The 22,130-nt window shown below is 74.6% G+C and carries 14 protein-coding genes; 5 read left to right on the top strand and 9 right to left on the bottom strand.

Annotation, left to right across the window (positions count from 1 at the left end; translation table 11 throughout):
- Position 1: 1 nt before the first annotated feature.
- The 6 genes from ACH499_RS17355 to ACH499_RS17330 form a co-directional block, all read right to left on the bottom strand.
- Positions 2-1,171, bottom strand: a complete 1,170-nt coding sequence (locus ACH499_RS17355; RefSeq protein ID WP_399016636.1) for an AAA family ATPase — start codon at positions 1,169-1,171, stop codon at positions 2-4.
- A gap of 32 nt (positions 1,172-1,203) precedes the next feature.
- Complete coding sequence (locus ACH499_RS17350; protein WP_399016634.1) at positions 1,204-6,357, bottom strand: hypothetical protein; 5,154 nt, start codon at positions 6,355-6,357, stop codon at positions 1,204-1,206.
- Positions 6,354-7,208, bottom strand: a complete 855-nt coding sequence (locus ACH499_RS17345; RefSeq protein WP_399016632.1) for a DUF4132 domain-containing protein — start codon at positions 7,206-7,208, stop codon at positions 6,354-6,356. The genes ACH499_RS17350 and ACH499_RS17345 overlap by 4 nt, the downstream gene beginning before the upstream one ends.
- A gap of 73 nt (positions 7,209-7,281) precedes the next feature.
- Positions 7,282-8,364, bottom strand: a complete 1,083-nt coding sequence (locus tag ACH499_RS17340) for a MerR family transcriptional regulator (protein ID WP_356202828.1) — start codon at positions 8,362-8,364, stop codon at positions 7,282-7,284.
- A 61-nt stretch (positions 8,365-8,425) separates the two neighbouring features.
- On the bottom strand, positions 8,426-9,082 hold the full coding sequence (locus ACH499_RS17335) for a maleylpyruvate isomerase N-terminal domain-containing protein (RefSeq protein WP_399016629.1): 657 nt from the start codon (positions 9,080-9,082) through the stop codon (positions 8,426-8,428).
- A gap of 90 nt (positions 9,083-9,172) precedes the next feature.
- On the bottom strand, positions 9,173-10,018 hold the full coding sequence (locus ACH499_RS17330; RefSeq protein WP_399016627.1) for a putative RNA methyltransferase: 846 nt from the start codon (positions 10,016-10,018) through the stop codon (positions 9,173-9,175).
- Positions 10,019-10,639: 621 nt separating this feature from the next.
- Between ACH499_RS17330 and ACH499_RS17325 the strand changes: the two genes are divergently transcribed.
- From ACH499_RS17325 to xdhC, 3 genes are read left to right on the top strand one after another with little or no spacing between them, the layout of a single operon-like run.
- Positions 10,640-12,103 carry a xanthine dehydrogenase small subunit gene (locus tag ACH499_RS17325; RefSeq protein WP_399016625.1) on the top strand — a complete coding sequence of 488 codons (1,464 nt, stop codon included), beginning with the start codon at positions 10,640-10,642 and terminating at the stop codon, positions 12,101-12,103.
- Entirely contained in the window at positions 12,100-14,544 is a 2,445-nt protein-coding gene (xdhB, locus tag ACH499_RS17320; RefSeq protein ID WP_399016623.1) for a xanthine dehydrogenase molybdopterin binding subunit, read from the top strand. Before ACH499_RS17325 ends, xdhB begins: the two co-directional genes overlap by 4 nt.
- 1 nt (position 14,545) lies before the next feature.
- On the top strand, positions 14,546-15,355 hold the full coding sequence (xdhC, locus tag ACH499_RS17315) for a xanthine dehydrogenase accessory protein XdhC (protein ID WP_399016621.1): 810 nt from the start codon (positions 14,546-14,548) through the stop codon (positions 15,353-15,355).
- 185 nt (positions 15,356-15,540) lie between these two features.
- Here the strand turns inward: xdhC and ACH499_RS17310 are convergent, their stop codons facing one another.
- On the bottom strand, positions 15,541-17,877 hold the full coding sequence (locus tag ACH499_RS17310; RefSeq protein WP_399016619.1) for a helix-turn-helix domain-containing protein: 2,337 nt from the start codon (positions 17,875-17,877) through the stop codon (positions 15,541-15,543).
- A gap of 274 nt (positions 17,878-18,151) precedes the next feature.
- Here ACH499_RS17310 and ACH499_RS17305 point away from each other — a divergent pair, with 274 nt between their 5' ends.
- Complete coding sequence (locus ACH499_RS17305) at positions 18,152-18,865, top strand: DUF4232 domain-containing protein (RefSeq protein ID WP_399016617.1); 714 nt, start codon at positions 18,152-18,154, stop codon at positions 18,863-18,865.
- A gap of 96 nt (positions 18,866-18,961) precedes the next feature.
- Here the strand turns inward: ACH499_RS17305 and ACH499_RS17300 are convergent, their stop codons facing one another.
- Entirely contained in the window at positions 18,962-19,414 is a 453-nt protein-coding gene (locus ACH499_RS17300; RefSeq protein ID WP_399016615.1) for a DUF3592 domain-containing protein, read from the bottom strand.
- Positions 19,415-19,500: 86 nt separating this feature from the next.
- Between ACH499_RS17300 and ACH499_RS17295 the strand changes: the two genes are divergently transcribed.
- Positions 19,501-20,337 carry a hypothetical protein gene (locus tag ACH499_RS17295; protein WP_399016613.1) on the top strand — a complete coding sequence of 279 codons (837 nt, stop codon included), beginning with the start codon at positions 19,501-19,503 and terminating at the stop codon, positions 20,335-20,337.
- Positions 20,338-20,513: 176 nt separating this feature from the next.
- Here ACH499_RS17295 and ACH499_RS17290 read toward each other — a convergent pair whose 3' ends face one another.
- Positions 20,514-22,115: a hypothetical protein gene (locus ACH499_RS17290; protein WP_399016611.1), complete on the bottom strand. Its 1,602-nt coding sequence runs from the start codon at positions 22,113-22,115 to the stop codon at positions 20,514-20,516.
- Positions 22,116-22,130: the final 15 nt, after the last annotated feature.

Genomic DNA, 22,130 nt, shown 5'->3' with positions numbered 1-22,130 from the left:
GTCAGTCCTCCAGTACCGTGCGCAGGTCCCACAGGGTGCGCCAGGTGGCCGACCCCTGCTCCGCGCGCCGCCGCACCGGACCGTCCCAGTAGCCGCGCAGCCGGGCCGCGTCGGCGGGGTCGTCCTTGCGCACGACGCCGAGGAGATGCCCGGGCAGCAGCCCCAGCACGTCGCGGTCGCCGGGGAAGTAGGCCGCCGCCAGCCCCAGCGCGCCCGCCACGGACACCGCCTCCGCCGTGCTCATCACGGTGGACGGCCGCTCCACCTCCCAGCCCTCCGCCGACCGTCCCTCCCGCAGGTCGCGGAAGGCCGTGACCAGCGCCTCGAGCACGGCGTCGTCCACCCGGAAGGGCGCCCCGGCCCGCTCGACCGAGGCCCGTGCCTGGCTGCGCACCAGCGCCGTCTCCGCGTCGAGGTCGGGGATGGGGCCGACCGTCTCGAAGTTGAAGCGGCGCTTGAGCGCGGCGGACATCTCCGAGACGCCCCGGTCGCGCAGGTTCGCCGTGGCGATGAGGTTGAACCCGGGTGCGGCGTGCGCCAGGGCGTCGTCCGTGCCCGCGAGTTCGGGTACCGCGATGCGCCGTTCGGAGAGCAGGGAGACCAGGGAGTCCTGCACCTCCGGCAGGCAGCGGGTGACCTCCTCCACCCGGGCGATGCCACCGCGGGCCATCGCCGTCAGGACGGGCGAGGGCACGAGTGCCTGCCGGCTGGGCCCCTGGGCCAGCAGCAGCGAGTAGTTCCAGCCGTACTTGAGCTGGTCCTCGGTGGTGCCCGCCGTGCCCTGCACGACCAGGCCGCTGGTGCCGCACACGGCCGCGGACAGCAGCTCGGACAGCATGGACTTGGCGGTGCCCGGCTCGCCCACCAGCAGCAGGCCGCGCTCACCGGCGAGGGTGACGACGCACCGCTCGACCAGCGCGCGGTCGCCGACGAACTTGCCCTCCACCACGAGGCGGCGCGGCACCCCCTCGGGCGCCCCGGCGTCGTCGGGCAGCCGCAGCGCCCGGCCGTCGCTGCCCATGACGAACGTGACGACGGCCCGTGGCGTCAGCCGCCAGGCGGGCGGGCGGGGCCCGGCGTCGTAGGCGGCGAGGAAGGCCAGTTCGGTCGCGTACCGGTCCTCGGGCGGCACGATCTGGCGGGCGGTGTCGGGGGACAGGGTGGTGGTCATCGACGGATCTTCCAGGGGGCTCGGAGCGGTGGTCATCGGCGGCGGCCCTTTCGCGCGGGCCGGGTGACGAGTTCCTCGTAGGCGGGCGTGTCGCCGGAGCGGACCCGGTCCCAGGCGCGGGCGAACAGCTCGGGCACGGACAGCGGCGGCACGGCCCGCTGCCCCTCGGGCACCGGGTACAGGGCCTCCTTCCACGTCTCCACCGGCAGGGCGGGGGACTTGAGGTCGCGCCAGCCGCAGGGCAGGAAGAGCGAGCGTCCGGCACGCGCCCGCTTGGCCTCCACCACGAGGTCGGTCGCCGCGAGTTCGGCGCGTGCCTTCTTCAGCCGGGCGGGCTTCCAGCCGGTCCAGCGGGCCACGTTGCGGTCCGTCGGATCGGGCAGGGAGAGCAGTTGCAGGTAGAGCACCGCCGCGTCCTCGCCCAGGCCGAGCGTCGCCGCGGCCTCGGAGACCAGTTCGGGTGCGCCGACGAGGGGGTCCTGGGCGTAGCCGACGGGTCCCCCGGGGTCCTGGCCGGCGGCGAGGGCCCGGGCCGGTTCGTCGCCGAGGACGGTCCGCAGCGCCCGCAGGCCCGTCGCGCGCCCGTGGCCCACGAGTCCGTCGAGCAGTCCGAGGACGGCGTCGTCCGGGCCGGTGAGGCCGGCCGGGCGTATCAGGACCATCTCGTGGTCGCCGTGCCAGGGACGCAGCGCGAGCGCCTCCCCGACCCAGGTGGTGCCGTCCGCGTCGGCGCCGCCGGTGGCGGGCAGCCCGTACGCCTTGCGCAGTTCCCCGGCGGTGTACCCGCCCTTCTCGGTCCAGCCGACGTTCAGGTCGAGCAGCAGCGCGGGGTCGGTGAGGCGGAGCCGCAGCGCGGCCAGGCCGTCGGGCAGGGCGGCACGCAGGCGGTGGCCGTAGGGCAGGGCGTAGGCGAGGGAGGTGAGGGCGGCGACCGCGCCGGTCAGGTGGTGGCTTCCGGGCAGCGCGGCGGGATCCTCCGCGACCAGGCGCCCGTCCTTGTCCGGCCGCTGCACGGTCGTGCGGCTGAGCCACGCGGTGCGGGACGGGTTGAGGACCGCTTCGGCGTACCCGATCGGCAGCCCGTCGATGCAGGCGGCCATGTCCTCGGGCACCCGGACGAGGGAGCCGAGGCGTTCGGCCCACGTCCGGCCCGCCGCCCCGGTGCCGGGACCGGACGTCCACAGGTCGGCGGGGTCCTCGGGCAGCAGGGCGCCGATGAGCGCCGCCCGGTCCTCCTCGGTCACCGAGCTGAGCATGCCCTTGCCCGCGCCGAACTGACGCGGCTTCAGGCCGGTCACGGCCAGCGCTTCGGCCCCGGCGTCCGACGGGTGACCCGCGAGCAGCACCGCGGCCTGGACGGGGCCGAGAGCCCCGCCGGTCGCCTCGGCGAGCGCGGCGGGCGCCTCGGGCTGCCAGGGAGCGGCGTCCTTCTCCCGGACCAGCCGGGTGAAGGCGGTGAGCTCGTCGGCCGTGAGGGCCGGGGTGTACCGCGTCTCCCGCTCCAGGGCGAAGTGGGCGACGGCTCCGAACACGCCCGTCGGATCGTGGTCGACGGCGAGCCAGTGGACACGGTCGCGGACGTAGTCGGTGTTCTGGCAGCCGATGACGACGACGGTACGGCCGTCGTGCCGCATCACCTGCCCGATGCGCTGCCGGTTGTCGCGCGGCTCGCTCAGCACGACCTCGCGCAGGGCGTTCCCTGGGGCGGTGAGGGGCCCTTCGGCGAGTGCATCGAGCAGCAGCAGCAGGGCTTCGCGTTCGGCCGCGGGAAGGGCGGGCGTGGCGGCACGGTAGGCGAGCGCGCGCAGCACGGCCAGCAGCGGCGGCCAGACGAGGCCGATGCCGGGGACCGTGTGCTCCTCGCTGTGCCACCCGTCGCCGAGGGCGGCGAGGCGGGAGTGGTCGGGCAGCTTCCTGCCGTCGGCGGGCTTCCCCGACAGCACGTGGTTCACCGCGCGGATCTGACGGAGCGTGTGCCACTGGTCCCTGCCGCCGTAGCCTCCCCACAGACCGGTCAGTCCGGCGGTGGCCCCACGCAGGATCTCGTCGGTGCCGTGCTCGGGGCGGTAGTCCGCGAACATGCCCTCGAGCAGCCGGCGGTCCGGCTTCGGCTTCTCCTCGGGCGGCGTCACGAACGCGGTGGCCTGGTCGGCGACCTGGAGCGTCGTGCGCACCAGGCCCGCGACGCCGGCCAGCATCCGCTTGTCGGCGAGGTCGGGCAGCGACCGGGACACGGCCCGGCGCACGACGTCGTCGACGCTCGGCACGACGGGCTTGCCGTCGGCGTCCACCGCCGTACCGGGACTCCCGCCGGAGCCCCGGGCGCCGGGCGTGCCGTCGGCGTCGTTCGCCGCCGCGTCGGCACGGGCGGCCGCGGCCACCTGGGCCTGGCGTTCGGCCAGCGCCCGCGCCGCCTCCCGCAGCACCTCGGCCGCACGCTCGTCGGTGAGGGAGCGCAGTACGGCCGACGCGGCCTCGTCCCGGGGCCGCAGCGCGTGCCAGAACGCGACCGGCGGCACGAACGGCGTGCCCGCGGCGAACGTCCCGCCCCGCTCGTTCTGCGTGACGTGGCCGAGTTCACCGCCCGCGGTGCTGTCGTCCGGCGCGAACAGGGAGATCCGCCGGTGCGCGCTGGTCACGACCGGCCCGGCGCCCCCGGGCAGCCGCAGCGCGCCCAGGGGAACGGCTCGCGGCCCGCGCCGGGACGTGCGCAGGGTGACGGTGCGCCCGTCGGGCGTGCCGGTGGTCGTGCACAGCTCCTCGGCGTCGTCCTCGGCCCGCACCCAGCGGCCGACGACGGTTCCGTCGGTGCCGAACGGGGTCGCCTCCAGGCCCGGTCGCAGCGGCAGCGTCTCGCACTCGTCCTGCAGCAGCCTCGCGTCGTCACGGATGCCGGAGCGCAGGAAGGCGGGCAGGGAGGCGCGGCCGTGGGTGCCGGTCTCCGGGTCGTACTCCAGCCACACCCGCTGCCGTCCCTGCCTGCCCTGGCGCCACAGCAGGGTGCCGTCGCCGATGACGGGCCGGGAGGCGGGCAGGACGGTGTCGCCGGCGTGCAGCGTGCGTCCCCCGGTGGCCCGGCCGCCGCCGGGCAGGGGGATCGACGGGGTGCCGGTGCTCCGGTCGTGCCATCCGCGGACCACCTGCTCGCCGGTGAGCGTGAACGTCTCGGACGGCCGGGCGGACCAGTAGCCCTGCTGCTTGCCGTCCTTCCACCACACGACCAGCAGCTCGCCGTCGACGTAGCGGAACTGGGGACGCTGCCAGCGGTCCAGGTCGGCCGGCAGGCGCAGTTCGTGGTCCAGCGCGATGCCGTCCGGGCCGACGACGATCGCCCTGCCCGCCCGGCCGAGGATCAGGAAGGGCCAGGCCTCGTTCACCGTCAGCGCGTTGTCGCGGTCCTTGCGCGGCTCGGAGTCGAGAAGCCCCAGCGCCTTGTCGAGCGCGGGCCAGCCCAGCTCGTCGAGGATGCCGGCCCGCAGGGTGCGTCCGAGCAGCGGAGCCGTCGCGTACGCGGCGACCCGGGCGACGGCCCCGGGATTGACACGCGGGGCGACGGAACGGAAGGGGGCCAGCCGGCCCAGCGCCGTACGGGCACCGGGCAGGCCCGCCGCGCCGGTGAGTTCCCCGACCGCGCCGTCCAGCCACTCGCGCAGCACGTCGCCGAGAACGGGGTGCTCCGCGACGAGTTCCAGCGCCCGGCCCCCGTTCCGGTCGCCGCCCACCGAGCCGACGGCGCGCAGCAGCAGGGGACGCAGTCGCGGGTCCGCCGCGAGGGCGGCCAGGTCGCGCCGCCCGGGCCGGACGGAGAGCACCCAGTGGTTCAGCCGCATGTGGACCTCGGTGCCCGGGTCCGGGAGGGCGAGGGGGACGTTCTCGGCGGCGCACAGGTCGAGCAGGTCGACGTCGACGCCCGCGTGCCGGCGGCCGGTGAACAGGTCGACGGGCCGTCCGTCGGCGCGCAGCCGCGGTGCCATCCGGGCGACGAGGTCCAAGGTGGCCGACGAGCCGTCGGTGACCGTGCCGCCGTGCTTGCGGTGGGCGGCCCACCGGCTCAGCCAGTCGGCCGCGTCCACGCTCCCGGCCGCGTCGGCGCCGTCCGTCCCGCCGGTGCCGCCTGCCTCGCCCGTGAGCAGCCGGTCGGCGCCGCACTCGGTGAGCAGCTCCAGCCAGAACTCGTCGGCCCCGGTCGTGCGGTCCAGCCCGGCGGGCATGATCTCCAGCAGGCGGGCCCGCACGCCCGGCCGCCGTGCGGCCAGGACGGGCAGGGTGGTGCGGTAGGCGGACCAGAAGGAGGCGGGCGCCCGCACGGCGGCGGGGGAGGCGAGCAGGTCGGCGACGAGGTCGCACTCCGCCTCGGTGCGGTCCAGCCCCGCGGCCTTGATGAGGGTGCGCGCGTCCTGCGGGAGCGACGCGTACGGAGGCATGCCCGCCGCGCAGCGCTCCACCGTCAGCTGCCGGAACTGCTCCCACGGGTGGGTGCCGTCGAGCCGCGCGGTCAGGTCCTTCACGTGCTGCTTCAGCGCCTTGACGGTCAGCGCGCCCGCGAAGGCGAACTCCAGGAAGACGGCCCGCTGCCGCTCCTCGTCGACGGCGAGGGCGTGCACCCGCTCGGCGTCGCGGGCCTTGCCGAAGAAGGCGCCCGCGTAGGTGGTGTTGTCGTACTGGAGGAAGATACGGGCGGCCTGCTCGTAGAAGGTGGGCAGGAAGTGCGGCACGGCCCGGCCGAGCCGTTCACCGAGTTCCTCGAAACCTTCCTTGGCGCTGCCGGGACGGGACTTGGCCTGCCGGGCGAGCCGCTCGACGTCCTTGACCAGGGCCAGCGCGTGATGTCCGTTCGCCGGGTCGTTGACCAGGGCCCACGCGGGGAAACCGAGGGTCTCCCGCCGGACCTGACCGACCTCGGGCGTCTCCGGCTCCCGGACCAGGCCGAGGAATTCGAGCGCGAGGTCCTCGGCGTCGCCGAGGGTGCCCGGCACGAGCCGGACGACGCTGCGGCCGTCGAGGGCGGGATGCGTGTAGGTGCGGACGGTGAGCGTGTCGGCGTCCTCGCGGCCACTGCTTCCCGCGGGCAGGACGGCACCCGCCTCCAGCAGGGCGGCGGCGGTCGCCTCGTCGTACGCGGCCGCTTCGGAGCCGGGGGCGGCGGAGCGCCCGCCGGTGGTGTTCGCTTCGTGCGGGGTGTTCACGCCGCCTGCTCCTCGTCCTCGATGTCGCGCCCGGCGTACAGCGCCGCGGCCATCCGCATGCCCTCCGACCAGGCCACGGGCCCGATCCGGCCGAGCTTCAGGACCTGCCCGGCGGCGTCGGCCCACATCAGGGGGCCCGTCTCCGTCTCCTCGTAGCCGTCGTAGTCGCCGACCCAGACGCGGGCCTCGACGCCGCGCCCCTCCTCGCGCACGGAGCAGACGGCGTATCCGCCGCGCACGCGGTAGCCGAGCTGGGTGACCCGTCCGTGCAGGAACCGCAACTGCTGGAAGGAGCCGCCCGCGTACTCCTCGACGGAGACGGCCTCGGCGTCGAGCGCGGCGGGCCGGTGCCACACCTCGCGGAAGAGCTGCTGGGCGCGCTGCTCCACACCGAGTTCGACGGCGAACTCCCGCAGGTCCTCCAGGTCCTCCAGGAGCACGGGGTGCGGAAGGCGGACGAGGCCGGGGGCGATGCGCACGGTGTCGCCGTCGAGGTCGACGAGGCCGAGCCCGCGCTCGGGGTCCGCGTCGCGCAGGAACCCGGCGACCTCGCCGTCCGCCCCGGTGACCACGAGGTCGCGCAGGGCGGACTGCCAGGCGGGGTCGGGCCACACCCGGGTGAGGACGGCCAGGGGCACGGGCAGCGACCGCAGCATCCACCGCTCGACGTCGCTCAGGCACTGGCGCTCGTGCCGCTCCAGCCACTCGGTGAGCTGCCGCAGCCCGACCACGGCCGGATCGTCCGCGAGCTTGGCGGGCACCGACTTCAGCCGCCGTCCGGCGGCGTTGCGGCACACCACCTTCCCGCTCTCGAGGGCGACCTCGTAGTCCCCTGCCGTCACCCACCCCATACGTGCCTCCCCGCACCGCTGTGATCAAGTGCTGGGAACTCTAGGACAGGGCACTGACAACGGCTGTCGGCGGTCAGCTCTCCAGGCGTACGGGCATCAGCAGGGAGAACGTCTCCTCGTCGTCGGTGCGGCGGATCGCGAGCGGCGCCGTGGGGGCGCCGAACTCCAGGACCAGCCGGTCCCGTGCCCCCGCCGCGAGGGCGTCCAGCAGGAACGCGCGGTCCACGGCCACCCGGTCCGGGGCGTCGTCGCCGTCCCCGCAGACGACCACCGTGCCGTCGCCGTCCGTCCCGAGCACGCTGAGGTCCCGGGACGCGCCGCCCGGCTCCAGCCCCTCGCCCGCGCGGACGGGGCCGGTCTCCAGTGCCTTCCGCAGGCGCGGCACGTCGACGAGGGTCCGGCGTCCGGACGGCAGTTGGACCAGCCGGCGGTAGTCGGGGAAGTCGTGTGCCAGGCACCGCCCTGCCGTCTGCCGGTCCCCGGCCTCCAGCGTCACACGGTCACCGTCCACGGTGAGCCCGACGGCCTCCGTGCCGTTCAGCAGGGCCCGCATCGCGTCGGCCAGCGGGGCGGGGACGATGCCCTGCACGCGAGGCCCGTCGTGCCCGGCGGCACCGGCGCGGGCGACGGCGAGCCGGTACCGGTCGGTGGCCACCAGCCGCAGCACGCCGTCCTCCAGGTCGAACAGGACGCCGCCGAGCATGGGCAGCCGGGGGTCGGTGGCGGCGGCGAAGCGGACCGCGTCCAACGCGCCGGCCAGGTCGGACGCGGGGACGGAAAACCGGACGGTGCCGGTGCGCAGCGAGGTCATGGGGTTCTCCCGTTGATCGAGAAGGGATCGAAGCGCGGAGAACTCCTCGCGGGCGCCGGACAGCCCCCGTTCGAGACGGCACAGGTGCGCGTCGAGGAGCGTGCGCACGAGTTCCGTGTCCGCCCCGGACCAGCCGGCCAGGACGAGCCGGATGTCGGCCAGCGGCATGGCGGCCCGCCGCAGCCGTGCCAGCAGCCCGGCCTCCTCCACCTGCTCCGGCGCGTACCAGCGGTAGCCGCTGACCGGGTCCACCCGGGCGGGCACCAGCACTCCGGCACGGTCGTAGAACCGCAGGGCGCTCACGCCCAGGCCGCTGTCGCGGGCCAACTCCCCGATGCTTCGCATGTCGTTCTCCACACCCCGACCCTGGGCCCTCGACCAGGTCGAGGGTCAACTCCGGTCCGCGTCAGCCGAGTACGAACGGCAGCCGCGCGGCGAGCCCGCCCAGGGCCTCCCTCTCCGCGTCGCCCGGGGCCCGTCGCCCGGTACCGACCAGCAGCACGTCCCTGTCGCCGAACGACGCCGGGAACGCCGCGCCGGCGATCTTCTCGAGTGTCGCCCGGCAGTGGGCCAGGGCGTCCGCCGGCGGCTCCGGCGCGCCGGGGAGGTGCGCGATCAGGTCGAGGTGGTGCAGCGTCCACTCCATGACGTACGCGGTGAGGTAGTCGCCCACGGTGAGGACCTCGCCACGCGTGCCCACGAGGGCGGCCGCGTCGGCGAGTCCGGCGGCACGCCCGGCGGCGGAGCCGACGTCGTCGAGGTGGAATCTCAGCAGCCCCGGCTCCCCGTAGGCGGCGGCCAGCCGGACGACGAGCGCGTCGAGCGGGTCGTCTCCGGCCGGCGGCCGGTCCCCGACCTGCCAGTACGTCACCCCGTCGACGGTCGGCTCCGCGTCGGCCGGCGTGACGAGGGTGATCAGGACGTCCTGCGCGTCGATCACGAGGTGGCACACCAGATCCCGCACGAGCCACCCGGCGCAGCCGGACGGCTGCGCGAAGTCCTCGTCCGGCAGCGCGTCGACGACCGCGCGCAGTGCCGCCCAGGAGCGTGAGAAGAGGTCCACGGCGGGCACGGTAGTGGATCGGAGCCACGGGTCGCGGGACCGGTGACCGGACCCGCGACGCCCGGACCGAGGGGCCGCGGGCCCCGCCCTCTAACCCGTCCGGGGCCGGTAGGAAGTGGCCAGGACGGACACCGTGACCCGGTGGGGCGGGAGGAGTCCGTCACCCAGGTCCGCCACATGGCGCGCGCTCGGCGTCATCCCCACGAGGTCGAGGGCCTGCCGACCGGTCAGGCGGAGGGGGTACTCGACCCTTTCGGTGGCGGCGGCGTCGAAGAAGGGGCCCAGCGCCCGGCGCAGGCGCTCCTCCTTGGCCGGGTCGACCGTGACCATCGAGGGGATCGGGCCGCGCAGTTCGGCCAGGTGCCGCGCGGTGGGACGCACCACGATCAGCCGGCCCGCCGGGCGGAGCACCCGGTGGAACTCGGGCGCGTTCCGGGGCGCGAACACGTTCAGTACGACGTCGGCCGCCCCGTCGGCCAGCGGGAAGGGGCGGAAGACGTCCCAGGCCACCGCGGCCGCCCGCTCGTGGGCCCGGCCCGCCGCGCGCAACGCGCGCACCGAGGTGTCCAGCCCGACTCCCCGGGCGCCGGGCAGCCGGTCGAGCGCTCCGGCCAGGTAGTAGCCCGTGCCGCACCCCACGTCCACGACCGTTCCCCGGCCGGTCACGGCGCCGGCCGCCAGGCGTGCCACGGCACGGCGGACGGGCCCGTAGGCGCCCGTGGACAGGAACCGGTCCCGGGCCCGGACCATGGCGGCGTCGTCACCGCTGGTGGCGCGGGAGCCCGTCAGCAGGCTCACATAGCCGTGGCGGGCGACGTCGAAGGTGTGGCCCGCCGGGCAGTGCAGCGCCCCACCGCCGGGACGGAGGGGAGCGCGGCACGTCGGACAGCGCAGCAGGTCGAGGACCGAGACGAGGGCAGGGCGAAGAACGGGCACGAGGCACTCCGGGCGACGGTGGGAGGGAGGGGACCGTGCCCGCGCGGAGAGCACCGGCAGGCACGCCTGGGAGGGCGATGCCGTCCGGCGTCGCCCTCAGGACCTCCCGGTCACAGGAAGCAGCAGTGCGGGGTGCTCGTGAATGCCACGCCCCGAGTCTACGGTCCTCTCCCGAAGTCCCCCGCAACTCGCCCGAGTCGACGGAAGCGTCCCGGCGTCCGGCCGTCGCGGCGGACCGCGCCCGCACCCGCACGGATCCCGGGAACGCGGGATCCGGCCTCTTGATTTCGGTGACCCCAGCCACTAGCTTGCGGTGACCGTCCACCCATGACCGGCGAAAGGAGGCGACCAGCGGATGAACACCTGCTCCGATCTCGGTCGCCTCGCCCAGCGCACGGTCTGGGTTCCGGGGCGGATCGCGCACGGCTGCTGAGCACGCCGTCCCGGTGTGCCCCTGTGCGGCACGTCCGGGGATCTCCCGTCACACCTCCTTCTGGCACGTCGCTGTCGCGTGCCGTGTTGCGCCCGCGTCTTCCGGCCGGCGCGTCTCGACACAGAAAGCTGCCTGACATTGGCGAACATGATGACTCGATCCATCGAACACCAGAGCGAGGGTCCGGCATGGTAGCGGCGCGGATCACGGTCAACGGGGAAGAGACGCCGATCGCTCCGGCCGCGGCCCACACCACGGCGCTGGACTTCCTGCGCGAGCGCGGCCTCACCGGCGCCAAGGAGGGCTGCGCCGAGGGCGAGTGCGGCGCCTGTTCGGTGCTGGTGGCCCGTCCCGGAGTGGACAAGCCCACCGACTGGGTGGCGGTCAACGCCTGCCTGGTCCCGGTGGCGGCGCTCGACGGCCAGGAGGTCGTCACCTCCGAGGGCCTCGCCGCCCCCGGCGAGGCAGGCACACCTGCCGGCCTGCACCCGGTGCAGGAGGAGATGGCGGTCCGCGGCGGCTCGCAGTGCGGCTACTGCACGCCGGGATTCATCTGCAGCATGGCCGCCGAGTACTACCGTCCCGGCCGCCGCGCGCACCAGGACCCGGCCGACGGCACCGACGGCGAGCACGGACCGAACGGCTTCGACCTGCACGCGCTCAGCGGAAACCTGTGCCGCTGCACCGGTTACCGCCCGATCCGCGACGCCGCGTTCGCCGTCGGGGAACCCGCCGAGGACGATCCGCTGGCGCGGCGACGCGAGCAGGCCGCCCCCGAGCCGGCCGCCACCGAATACGTCCAGGGCGACAGCGTGTTCGTGCGCCGGAGCACCCTGGCCGAGACCCTGCGGCTGCTGCGCGAGCGGCCCGACGCGGTGGTGGTCGCCGGTTCCACCGACTGGGGCGTGGAGGTCAACATCCGTGCCCGGCGGGCAGGTTGCGCGGTCGCCGTCGACCGGCTGCCCGAACTGCGCGAGCTGCGCCTCGGGTCCGACGTCGTCGAGATCGGCGCGGCCCTGTCCCTCACCGAGATCGAACGCCGCCTCGCCGGCAGAGTCCCCCTGCTGGCCGAACTGTTCCCGCAGTTCGCCTCCCGGCTCATCCGCAACAGCGCGACCCTCGGCGGCAACCTCGGCACCGGCTCGCCCATCGGCGACAGCCCGCCGGCGCTGCTGGCGCTGGAGGCGTCGCTGGTCCTCGCCGATGCCGACGGCGAGCGCGTGGTCCCGCTGGCCGACTACTTCACCGGCTACCGGCAGAGCGTGCGGCGCCCCGGCGAACTGATCCGCGCCGTCCGCGTCCCGCTGCCGCTGTCGCCCGTCACGGCCTTCCACAAGATCGCCAAGCGGCGCTTCGACGACATCTCCAGCGTGGCGGTCGCGTTCGCCCTCGACATCGAGGACGGCACCGTCCGCAAGGCGCGCATCGGCCTCGGCGGCGTGGCCGCCACCCCGATCCGCGCCCTCGCCACCGAGGCGGCCCTGGAGGGCAGGCCGTGGGTGACGGAGACCGTCGAGGCCGCGGCCCGGGTACTGCGGGGCGAGGGCACGCCGATGGACGACCATCGCGCCAGCTCCCTCTACCGTTCCGCGATGCTCGGCCAGAGCCTGCTGAAGCTGTACGCACAGAACACCGAGGCGGTGCCGTCATGAGCCACCTGTCCGAGCGTCCCGAAAAGCCCGTCGTCGGCGTTCCGCTGCCGCACGAGAGCGCCGTCCTGCACGTCACCGGCACCGCGCTCTACACCGACGACCTCGTCCACCGCACCAAGGACGTGCTGCACGCCTACCCGGTCCAGGTGATGCAGGCCCGCGGCCGGATCACCGCGCTGCGCACCGGGCCCGCGCTCGCCGTGCCCGGTGTCGTGCGCGTCCTGACCAAGGAGGACGTGCCCGGCGTCAACGACGCCGGAATGAAACACGACGAGCCGCTCTTCCCCGACGAGGTCATGTTCCACGGCCACGCGGTCGCCTGGGTGCTCGGCGAGACCCTGGAGGCGGCCCGGCTCGGTGCCGCCGCCGTCGAGGTCGAACTCGACGAACTGCCCTCCCTGATCACGCTCCAGGACGCCATGGAGGCCGGGAGCTACCACGGCGCCCGGCCCCTGATGACGACCGGCGACGTCGACGCCGGCTTCGCCGACTCCGCGCACGTGTTCACCGGCGAGTTCCAGTTCGCCGGACAGGAGCACTTCTACCTGGAGACCCACGCGGCGCTGGCCCAGGTCGACGAGAACGGGCAGCTCTTCGTCCAGAGCAGCACCCAGCACCCGTCGGAGACCCAGGAGATCGTCTCCCACGTGCTCGGCGTCCCCGCCCACGAGGTGACCGTGCAGTGCCTGCGGATGGGCGGCGGGTTCGGCGGCAAGGAGATGCAGCCGCACGGCTTCGCGGCCGTCGCCGCGCTCGGCGCCAAGCTGACCGGCCGCCCGGTCCGCTTCCGGCTCAACCGCACCCAGGACCTGACCATGTCCGGCAAGCGGCACGGATTCCACGCGCGGTGGAAGATCGGCTTCGACGCGGACGGCCGTATCCAGGCCCTGGACGCCACCCTCACCGCGGACGGCGGCTGGAGCCTGGACCTCTCCGAGCCGGTGCTCGCCCGCGCGCTGTGCCACATCGACAACACCTACTGGATCCCCAACGCGCGCGTCGCCGGCCGGATCGCCAGGACCAACACCGTCTCCAACACCGCCTTCCGCGGCTTCGGCGGGCCCCAGGGCATGCTGGTCATCGAGGACATCCTCGGCCGCTGCGCGCCGCTGCTCGGCCTCGACCCCAGGGAGCTGCGGGAGCGCAACTTCTACCGGCCGGGCCAGGGCCAGACCACGCCGTACGGGCAGCCCGTCACGCAGGCCGAGCGGATCTCCACCGTCTGGCAGCAGGTCCTCGACGACGCCGGTTTCGCCGACCGGGGGCGGGAGATCGCCGCCTTCAACGCCGCGCACCCCCACACCAAGCGGGCGCTCGCGATCACCGGCATCAAGTTCGGCATCTCGTTCAACCTCACCGCCTTCAACCAGGGCGGCGCGCTGGTGCTGATCTACAAGGACGGCTCCGTCCTGATCAACCACGGCGGCACCGAGATGGGCCAGGGCCTGCACACCAAGATGCTCCAGGTGGCCGCGACCACGCTGGGCATCCCGCTGCACAAGGTGCGCCTCGCCCCGACGCGCACCGACAAGGTGCCCAACACCTCCGCGACCGCCGCCAGTTCCGGCGCCGACCTCAACGGCGGGGCGGTCAAGAACGCCTGCGAGCAGTTGCGCGAGCGGCTGCTGCGGGTGGCCGCCACCCAGCTCGGCGCGAACGCCTCGGACGTGCGCATCACCGAGGGCGTCGCCCGGGTCCTCGGCGGCGACGAGGAGCTGGCCTGGGACGACCTGGTGCGCACCGCGTACTTCCAGCGCGTCCAGTTGTCGGCGGCCGGCTACTACCGGACCGAGGGGCTGCACTGGGACGCGAAGTCGTTCCGGGGCTCGCCGTTCAAGTACTTCTCCTACGGCGCCGCCGCGACCGAGGTGGAGGTCGACGGCTTCACCGGCGCGTACCGCGTCCGGCGGGTGGACATCGTGCACGACGTCGGCGACAGCCTCTCCCCGATGATCGACATCGGTCAGGTCGAGGGCGGCTTCGTGCAGGGCGCGGGCTGGCTGACCCTCGAGGACCTGCGCTGGGACACCGGCGACGGGCCCGGCCGCGGCCGGCTGCTGACCCAGGCCGCGAGCACCTACAAGCTGCCGAGCTTCTCGGAGATGCCCGAGGAGTTCAACGTCACCCTGCTGGAGAACGCCACCGAGGAGGGCGCGGTGTACGGGTCGAAGGCGGTGGGCGAGCCGCCGCTGATGCTGGCGTTCTCGGTGCGGGAAGCGCTGCGGCAGGCCGTCGCCGCGTTCGGTCCGTCCGGCGTCAGCGTCGACCTGGCCTCGCCCGCGACGCCGGAGGCGGTGTACTGGGCGATCGAGGCGGCCCGCCGGGGCGGGACTCCGACAGTCGGCCACGTGCGCACGGCAGTCGCCGCCGGAGGCCGGGCCGAGGGCGGCGACGTCGCCGACGGCGGTCGCGCCGGCGCGGCAGTGCTGAGCGGTGCCTGACATGACATGGGTCGCCGCGGTCGCACGGTTGCGGGCGCGCCGGGAGCCCGGCGTGCTGGTGACCGTGGCGACCGTGCGCGGCCACGCCCCGCGCGACGCCGGTGCGAAGCTCGTCGTGGGGCGGAGCGAGACGTGGGGCTCGATAGGCGGCGGCAACGTCGAGGCCGTGGCCGTCGACCGGGCCCGGGAGATGATCGCCGGGTCCCGGCCGGAGCCCGAGCTGCTCGACTTCGCCCTGAACGACAAGGTCACCAACCAGCACGGGGTGCAGTGCTGCGGAGGCACGGTGTCGGTACTGCTCGAACCCCTGCCGGTGGTGCGGGCGGTGGCGATCTTCGGGGTCGGGCACGTCGGGCTGGAACTGGCGCGGATCCTGGCACGCCAGGACCTCGACCTCCATCTGATCGACAGCCGCGCGGACGTCCTCGCCGACAAGCGGCTCGGCGTACTGGCCGATGCGGTGGCCCAGGTCCATGTGCACCACACGCCGCTGCTGCCCGAGGAGGTGCTGGAGGACCTGCCGCACGGCACCCACGTCCTGATCATGACCCACGATCACGCCGAGGACGCGGCCCTGTGCGACGCCGCACTGCGCACCTCCCACCTCGGCTCGATCGGGCTGATCGGGTCGGCTGCCAAGTGGGTCCGGTTCCGTAAACGCCTCAGCACCGAGGGCGGTCACGAGGAGGCCGCCATCGCGCGGATCAAGACGCCGATCGGGCTGCCCGACATCAACGGCAAGGAACCGGCGACGATCGCCCTGAGCGTCGCCGCGGATCTGCTGCGCACCTTCGAGAACGAGGAGAACTGAGGCTGCGAACGGACCGGCAGGGTGCCTCGGGCGCGTGCGGACGCGGCCGTGCGGGGCACCCTGCCGGCGCGACCGGCGGCTTCGACGGCGGGGTTCGACCGGCGGGTTCGGTCGTTCCATGGAGGGCAGGCCCCGGGCCGCACCGGTGGCGGGTCGGCCGGCTGAGGGAACGGCCGGGCCCCGCCTCAGGCCGCGGCTTCGTCGAGCGCCGCGAGCGCGGCGGTGGCCTCGGCCTGCCGCGGGCTCTTCAGCGCGGCGAGGGCGTCGCGGGCGGCGAGCAGCATCTCCCGGGCCTGCGGATGCCCCGTGGCACCGAGCGTCTGGCCCAGGTCGAGCCGGGCCGGTCCGGCCCAGGCCGGCATCTGCGCGGCCTCGAAGGCGGCGAGGGCCCGGCGGAGCGGCGGCTCCGCCTCGTCCCAGCGTTCCAGCGCCGCCAGATCGTTGCCGATCTGCTGCTGGGCGACCGCGAGGTACAACGCGATCAGGTCGTCCATCCGGCCCGGGATCCCCGCGCGGCAGATCTCCTCGCTGCGGCGGTGGACCTCCAGCGCTTCCGCCGCCCGGCCGGCCTGGCGGAGCAGCGTGCCGAGGGAGTTGAGGATCGTCAGCTCGGCCAGCCGGGCCTGCGGGGAGTCCTGCGAGGCCAGACGGCGGGCCGCCTCGCCGAGCCGCGCGTGCGCCTCCGGCACCCGGCCCAGCCGGTGGAGCGCGCCCGCGCCGTAGCCGAGTGCCCAGCCCTCCTGCAGTCCGTCCCCGCAGTCGCGGGCCGCCACGAGCGCGGTGTCGGCGGCCGTGAGCGCGGCGGGGGGATCGGCGACGCACAGGTTGTAGGCCCAGGCGAGGTAGTTGAGGTGCACCGCCTCCTCCCGCCTGCTGCCGAGCGAACGGGCGGAGTCGGCGGAGAGCTGGAACACCTCCACCCACTGCTCCCAGTGCTGGTTGAGGTCGGAGAACCAGTGCATCGCCTCCGCCGCGTCCAGCACCTGCCGATGGAGGCCGGTGCCGTGGGCCAGGCGCAGCGCGGCGAGCCACTGGGACCGCTCGGCCTCCAGCCAGGCCCGCGCGTCGTCCCGGCCGACGGGAGCCCCGTCCGGGTCCGGGTCGCCGTGGGGGGCGGGGGCGTCGTGCTCTTCCGGTCCGTCGTGGGGAGCGGTCCGGTCGTGCTCGACGTCGAAGTGCAGCGCGGCGGCGGTGGCCCGGCGCAGCATCCATCGCGCGGTCCGGTCGAGGGCGGCGTCGCGGACCGCGGGACCGTCCTCGGCCGCGACCTGCTCGGCCGCGTAGAGCTTGAGCAGGTCGTGGAAGCGGTAGCGCTCGGTGGCGGAATCACTCTGGAGCAGCCCGGCGTCGGTCAGCTCCTCCGCGCAGGCGACCGCCTCGTCGTGGGGCAGGTCGGCCAGGAGCGCGCCGGTCTCGGGACTGAAGTCCACTCCCGCGGCCAGCGAGGCGCGGCGCAGGAACGTCCGTGACTCCGGACGGAGTTGCCGGTACGAGAGCGCGAAGGCGGCGCGCACGCGCAGGCTTCCGGCCTGGAGGCCGTCCAGCCGCCTGCTCTCGGCCGCGAGGCGGGCGACGAGCTTGCCCAGGCGTTCGTGCGGGCGGCTGAGGAGCCGCTGCCCGGCGATCCGGACGGCCAGCGGCAGGTGCCCGCACAGGTCGGCGAGGTCGCGTGCGGCCTGTGCCTCCGCCTGCACCCGTTCCGGTCCGACGATACGGGTGAGGAGTTCGACCGCCTCCTCCCGCCGCAGCAGGGACAGATCGCTGCGGTGCACGGACTCCAGACCCGCCAGGGAGTGGCGGCTGGTGACGATGGTCAGCGACGGGCCGGTGCCGGGCAGCAGGGGGCCGACCTGGGACTCGTCGACGGCGTTGTCCAGCAGCAGGAGCAGACGCCGGTCGCCGGCCATGGACCGCCACAGGCCCGCACGGTCGTCGGTGCCGGCCGGGATGGCGGCGTCGGGGACCCCGATCGCGCCCAGGAGCCGGGCGAGGGCGTCCCGGGGGGTCGTCGGCTCGGGATCCATGCCGTGCAGGTCCAGGGCGAACTGTCCGTCGGGGAAGTGCGGGGCGAGGCGGTGCGCGGCGTGCACCGCGAACGCGGTCTTGCCCAGACCGGGCTGCCCGGCGACCACGGCGACCGCCGGCCTGCCCGGATCGGCGTCCTGGGCCAGGTCGAGGAGCTGGGCGAGAGCCGGGACGCGGGCGGTGAAGTCCTGGATGTCGCGCGGCAGGGCCAAGGTGCCGGGGGCGGCCGGGGCCGTGGCCGTCCGGGGCCGTGGACGGCCCAGGGCCGCGGACCTCTCCAGGTTCGCCGCCTCGTCGTCGTCCAGCCCCAGTGCCTCAGCCAGAACCTGGACCGTACGGCGCTGCGGCCCCCGGGTGCGCCCGCGTTCCATGTCGGCCAGGGCCCTGACGCTCACCCCGGCCGCGTGCGAGAGAGCCTCCTGGCTCAGCCCGGCACGCACCCGCAGGTGGCGCAGCCGCTGCCCGAAGTCCCCCGTCACAGGCGTGCCGTCCCGCACCGTCGATGTCTCCCGATGTCCGGCTCGTCCGGATGCAAGCCCCCGGCAGAAGTATGGCGGACGATACTTCTGCCGGGAGAACCGCCTGGGACGCGGAGACCGGAAGTGATCGACTGGGTGCAGGCGGGGGACGCCTCCGGGCACGGAAAGTCCAGGCAGCGAAGCCTCGACGATCCGCCTGGGGACGGACCCCGCGCGGGGCCGTGAACGGCACGACCACCCGACGCCGAACCGCCACCGCACGCACGTCATCGATCTTCACAACGGGGAAATCATGAACACGCTTCGCCACCGCTCCGCCCTGCTCGCCGCCGCGGGCACGGCCCTCGTCCTGTCCCTCACCGCCTGCCAGAGCGACGGGGACTCCAAGTCGGCGTCCTCGGAGGCCTCTACGGCTGCCTCCTCGGCGACCGCGAAGTCGCCGGACGCCCAGGGCGCCGGCGCGTCCGCCCCGGCGGGTTCGACCGGCTCGGCGGGTTCGACCGGCTCGGCGGGCGCGAAGGGATCCACCGGCGCCGGCGGCTCCGCGGGGACCACCGGCTCGACCGGCGAGCAGGTGACCACGTCCACCCCGCTCTGCGGCGCGCGGGACGTCACCGTCACGGCGGCCACGCAGGACGGTCCGCCCTACACCCACATCGTCCTCACGGCGAAGAACACCTCCGGCCACTCCTGCCGGCTGGCGGGCTTTCCGCACGTCCAGTTCCTGGAGAGCCACAAGCAGGACGTGCCGGCCGTCGCCAAGAGCAAGCCGGCCACCCCGGTCGTGCTCGAGGCGGGGGCTCCGGCCTACGCCCTGGTGAAGCTGTCGGACGGCGGGGTCGACGAGGAGAACGAGCCCGTGTCGGCGTTCTCCGTCACCCTCGAGGGCGACTCGACGGTCATCGCCGTCACCGCCCCCGGCAGCGAGGGCATCGCCGTCGACCCGGCCAAGGCCCTCACCGGCTACTGGACCCCCGAACTCCGGGGCGGCGCGGACGACTTCTGAGGTCCCGCCGCGGCGCATGACGGACCCGAGCAGGTCTCGGGCATGAACGGTCACACCGGCGTGGGCGCCCCGAGTCCACGCCGGTGTGATCCCCGATCAGGGGCTGACCATCAGCCCCACCGTCGCCAGCACGCCCACCGCGAGGGACAGGACAGCGGTCCGCTGCGCGCCGCGCACGCTGCCCCTGCGCCACTTGCGCTCCTTGCGGACCGTCGCCTTCGTCCCCATGTGCACGCGCTTCACGTTGTGCGGGTCGTAGACCAACGGGTACAGGTCGCCGATCACATGCGCCGGGCCCATCGAGACGCCCGCTCCGTGCTGGACGGTCCGACCGTCCCCGGTGCTGAACTCGTACACGGCGGACCCCGTGCCCCTCGTGTTGATCGGCCGCAGGCTCACCAGGCGCGCCTGTACCTCGACACCGGATTCGTTCAGGTCCGTCATCTTTTTCAGTTCTTCCCGCTCACCCGCCATCAGCAGCAGACCGAAGAGGAAGACCGGCACGGACACGACGAGGAAACAAACCAGCACTGCGGTCACCAAGTTCACAGGCGGACCGTACGACACCACGGGTCCTGGTAGAAACCCCCACATCCCCTTCACCGGCGCGGACCCCGCGCCTTACGATCACGCGCATGTCGATCTCTTCGCCCATACCCGTCCTCCAGGGCGACAAGGGCACCGAACTCCGCTCCGACGGCGAGGAGCTGCTGCTGCGCCGCCCGACCGACGAGCTGCGCATCCCGTACGCGGCGATCGCCCGCGTCCGTGCCGAGAGGCGTGACGTCGCCGTCGAGCTGACGGCCCCGGCGGGCACCGTGCCGACCGTGTACCGGGTCGAGGACGTGAGCGCGGCCGCCGCCTCCGTCTTCGCCGACGTGGTGAACGCCGCGCTGCCGGAGCGCGCCGAGGAGACGATCGACGGCGCCACCCTCGTCGTGACCCGGAGCCTGGTCTCCGGCGACGACGAGGAGGAGGCCGACGAAGACACACGGGCCGGACTTGCCGCACCCCCCAAGTGGGCCACGTACACGGCCGTCGTAGCGGTCGCGGTCCTCGCCGTCCTTGTCGGGGTGGCCGGCGGGAACTGGGGCAGGGCGATCGCGACCCTGCTGCTCGGGGAGCTCGCGGTGGCAGCCACCTTCGCCACGTGGGCGGGGCTGACGTCCACGTGGCAGGAGTGGTACCTGCGCCGCCACGGCATCACCGTCGAGGCGCGGCAGGTCTACCGGAACGGCACGACCACCAACGCCTACACGGCCATCGACGGCGTGACCCGTTACATCAGCGGCAGCAACAACGGCAAGCCCGTGCAGGTCGCCTACCACCCGAGGAAGCCGCAGACCGCGGTCGTCCGCACCGGATGGGGCGAACGGGCGGGCGTACTGACCGTGTTCGTGGTCGTCGCCGCGATCGCCGGGCTCGTCGACTACGGGACCTACCGGCTCGTACTCCCCGCCTTCGCGGGCTGACGAGGCTGCGGGCCTGCCGGGCATCGACCCTGGTCAGGCGCTTCTTCCTCGTGTCGCCGGCCTTCGCGTCCAGAAGAGGCCCAGCTTCTTCGGCGAGTACGACACCAGCAGGTTCCTGTCTGAGAGCTGTCTCGTAGGCGTCGCCCTTCGTGCGGCGGAGGGGAGACGCCGCCGCGTCAGTCCACCGTGTCGAACACCAGCCCGCTGCTGCCCTCGCCGAAGCCCGGGCGCTTGCGGCGGCCGATCCAGGTGTGGGTCGAGCCGTCGGACCAACGGGCGTACTGCCAGGCGCGGGTGATCTCCGCCCCCTCGCGGGGGACCTCCTCCTCGTGCAGCAGCAGGTCGGCGCCCGGGGTGAGCAGCGTGCCCCGCGGCAGGGGATCGGGGCCACCGGTGGGGGAGGGCATGGTTCCCCGGCGAAGGTGATGGCCGCCGCCCCGAGGCGCCTGGGGGACGAGGGGGAACCAGTGGGCGGGGACCGAGGAGGCGAGCCGGTAGCGGCCGGGCACGGGCGCGGGGACGGGCGCGGGCTCCTGCACCCGGTGGACCGGGCGGCCGGCGGCGCCCTCGACCGACTCCTCCAGCGCCCACGCCAGGTTCGCGCCCTCGTCCCGGAAGAGGCGTACCACCTCCAGCGGTTCGCCCTGGAGCGAGACGGGCAGCGTCGGCGAGATCAGCATCCGGTCGGCCCGCCCGCCGTCCGAGCCGCTGTGGCGGAACAGGCTCCAGTCCTGGCCGTCGCCCTGGAGGGCTCCGGCCGCCCGCACCAGCGTGCGGCGCCCGAAGCTGTCCGTCACCACCAGGGAGTCGACGCGGACGACGGAACCGACCGGGGTCCGCAGCGGCATCACGTACCAGTCGTTGCCGTAGACCACCGCGTACTCGACGAGCAGCAGGCGGGCCAGGTCGCGGCGTTCGGCCGTCAGCGACCCGAGGTCGACCCGCGCGTCCTCGAACTCCCACCAGCGGGGCGCCGGGGCACCGGCGAACGTCGCCGGGGCGGGCAGCGAGCCGGCGACGACCTCGCTGCCCTCGCCGGGAGCCGGGTCCAGGTCGAAGGAGTACCAGTCGAGGCGGGCGCCGTCGTACTCGGGCGCGGTGAGTTCGGCTCCCGGGGCGGTGAGGGTGAAGCGGTACTCCATCCGTTCCGGACGCCAGTACTCCGCCGCCTCGCCCTCGGGCCAGCACGTCGCGACATGGGCGAGCCAGGACGAGGCGAGCCGGGCCAGTACGGGCACGTGGTCCGCCGGGGCCTCCAGCCAGTCCGGGAGCGTGCCACGGGCCAGGGCGGTGAGCACGGGGGCCAGAAGCCCGCCGTCGGGCGCCCGGCGGCGGTGCAGGGCCAGCCAGCGGCCGGTGTCCGGGTCGAGGTCGCCGCCCCGCGCGGTGAGCGGGCAGTGGGTGAGGAAGGCCCTGGCGTACGGGGCGAGGCCGGGTTCGGCGGCGAGCAGCCGCAGCCAGTGCCGGCCGCTGTCCACGGCCGCCCGCAGCCCCGACAGCCCGCCGCCGTCCTCCGCCTCGACCGCCGCCTCCAGCGGACGGCCCGGCCGGTACGGTTCCGGCTCGCCGCCCGGCGGCCGGCAGGTGGTCAGCGGCGCGACCTTCGCCCGCAGCCGCACCGAGACGGGGCTGCCGGCGTCCTCGCCGGTGAACTCGCCGAGCTGCCACTGCCGGGACAGCAGCCACAGCGGGTCGTGCACCTGGGCCTGGAGGCCCCCGTCGAGGGCGTCGAGCCGGGCCCGTGGCTCCAGACGGGTCCAGGAGGTGATGGAGGGCATGGGTGGTATCCGTCC

Origin of the sequence: Streptomyces sp. NPDC018947 (genome assembly GCF_044390505.1) — a bacterium.
Taxonomy (GTDB): Bacteria; Actinomycetota; Actinomycetes; order Streptomycetales; family Streptomycetaceae; genus Streptomyces.
The sequence above is the reverse complement of the archived record's forward strand: the minus strand, read 5'-3'. Positions and strand labels throughout refer to the sequence as shown.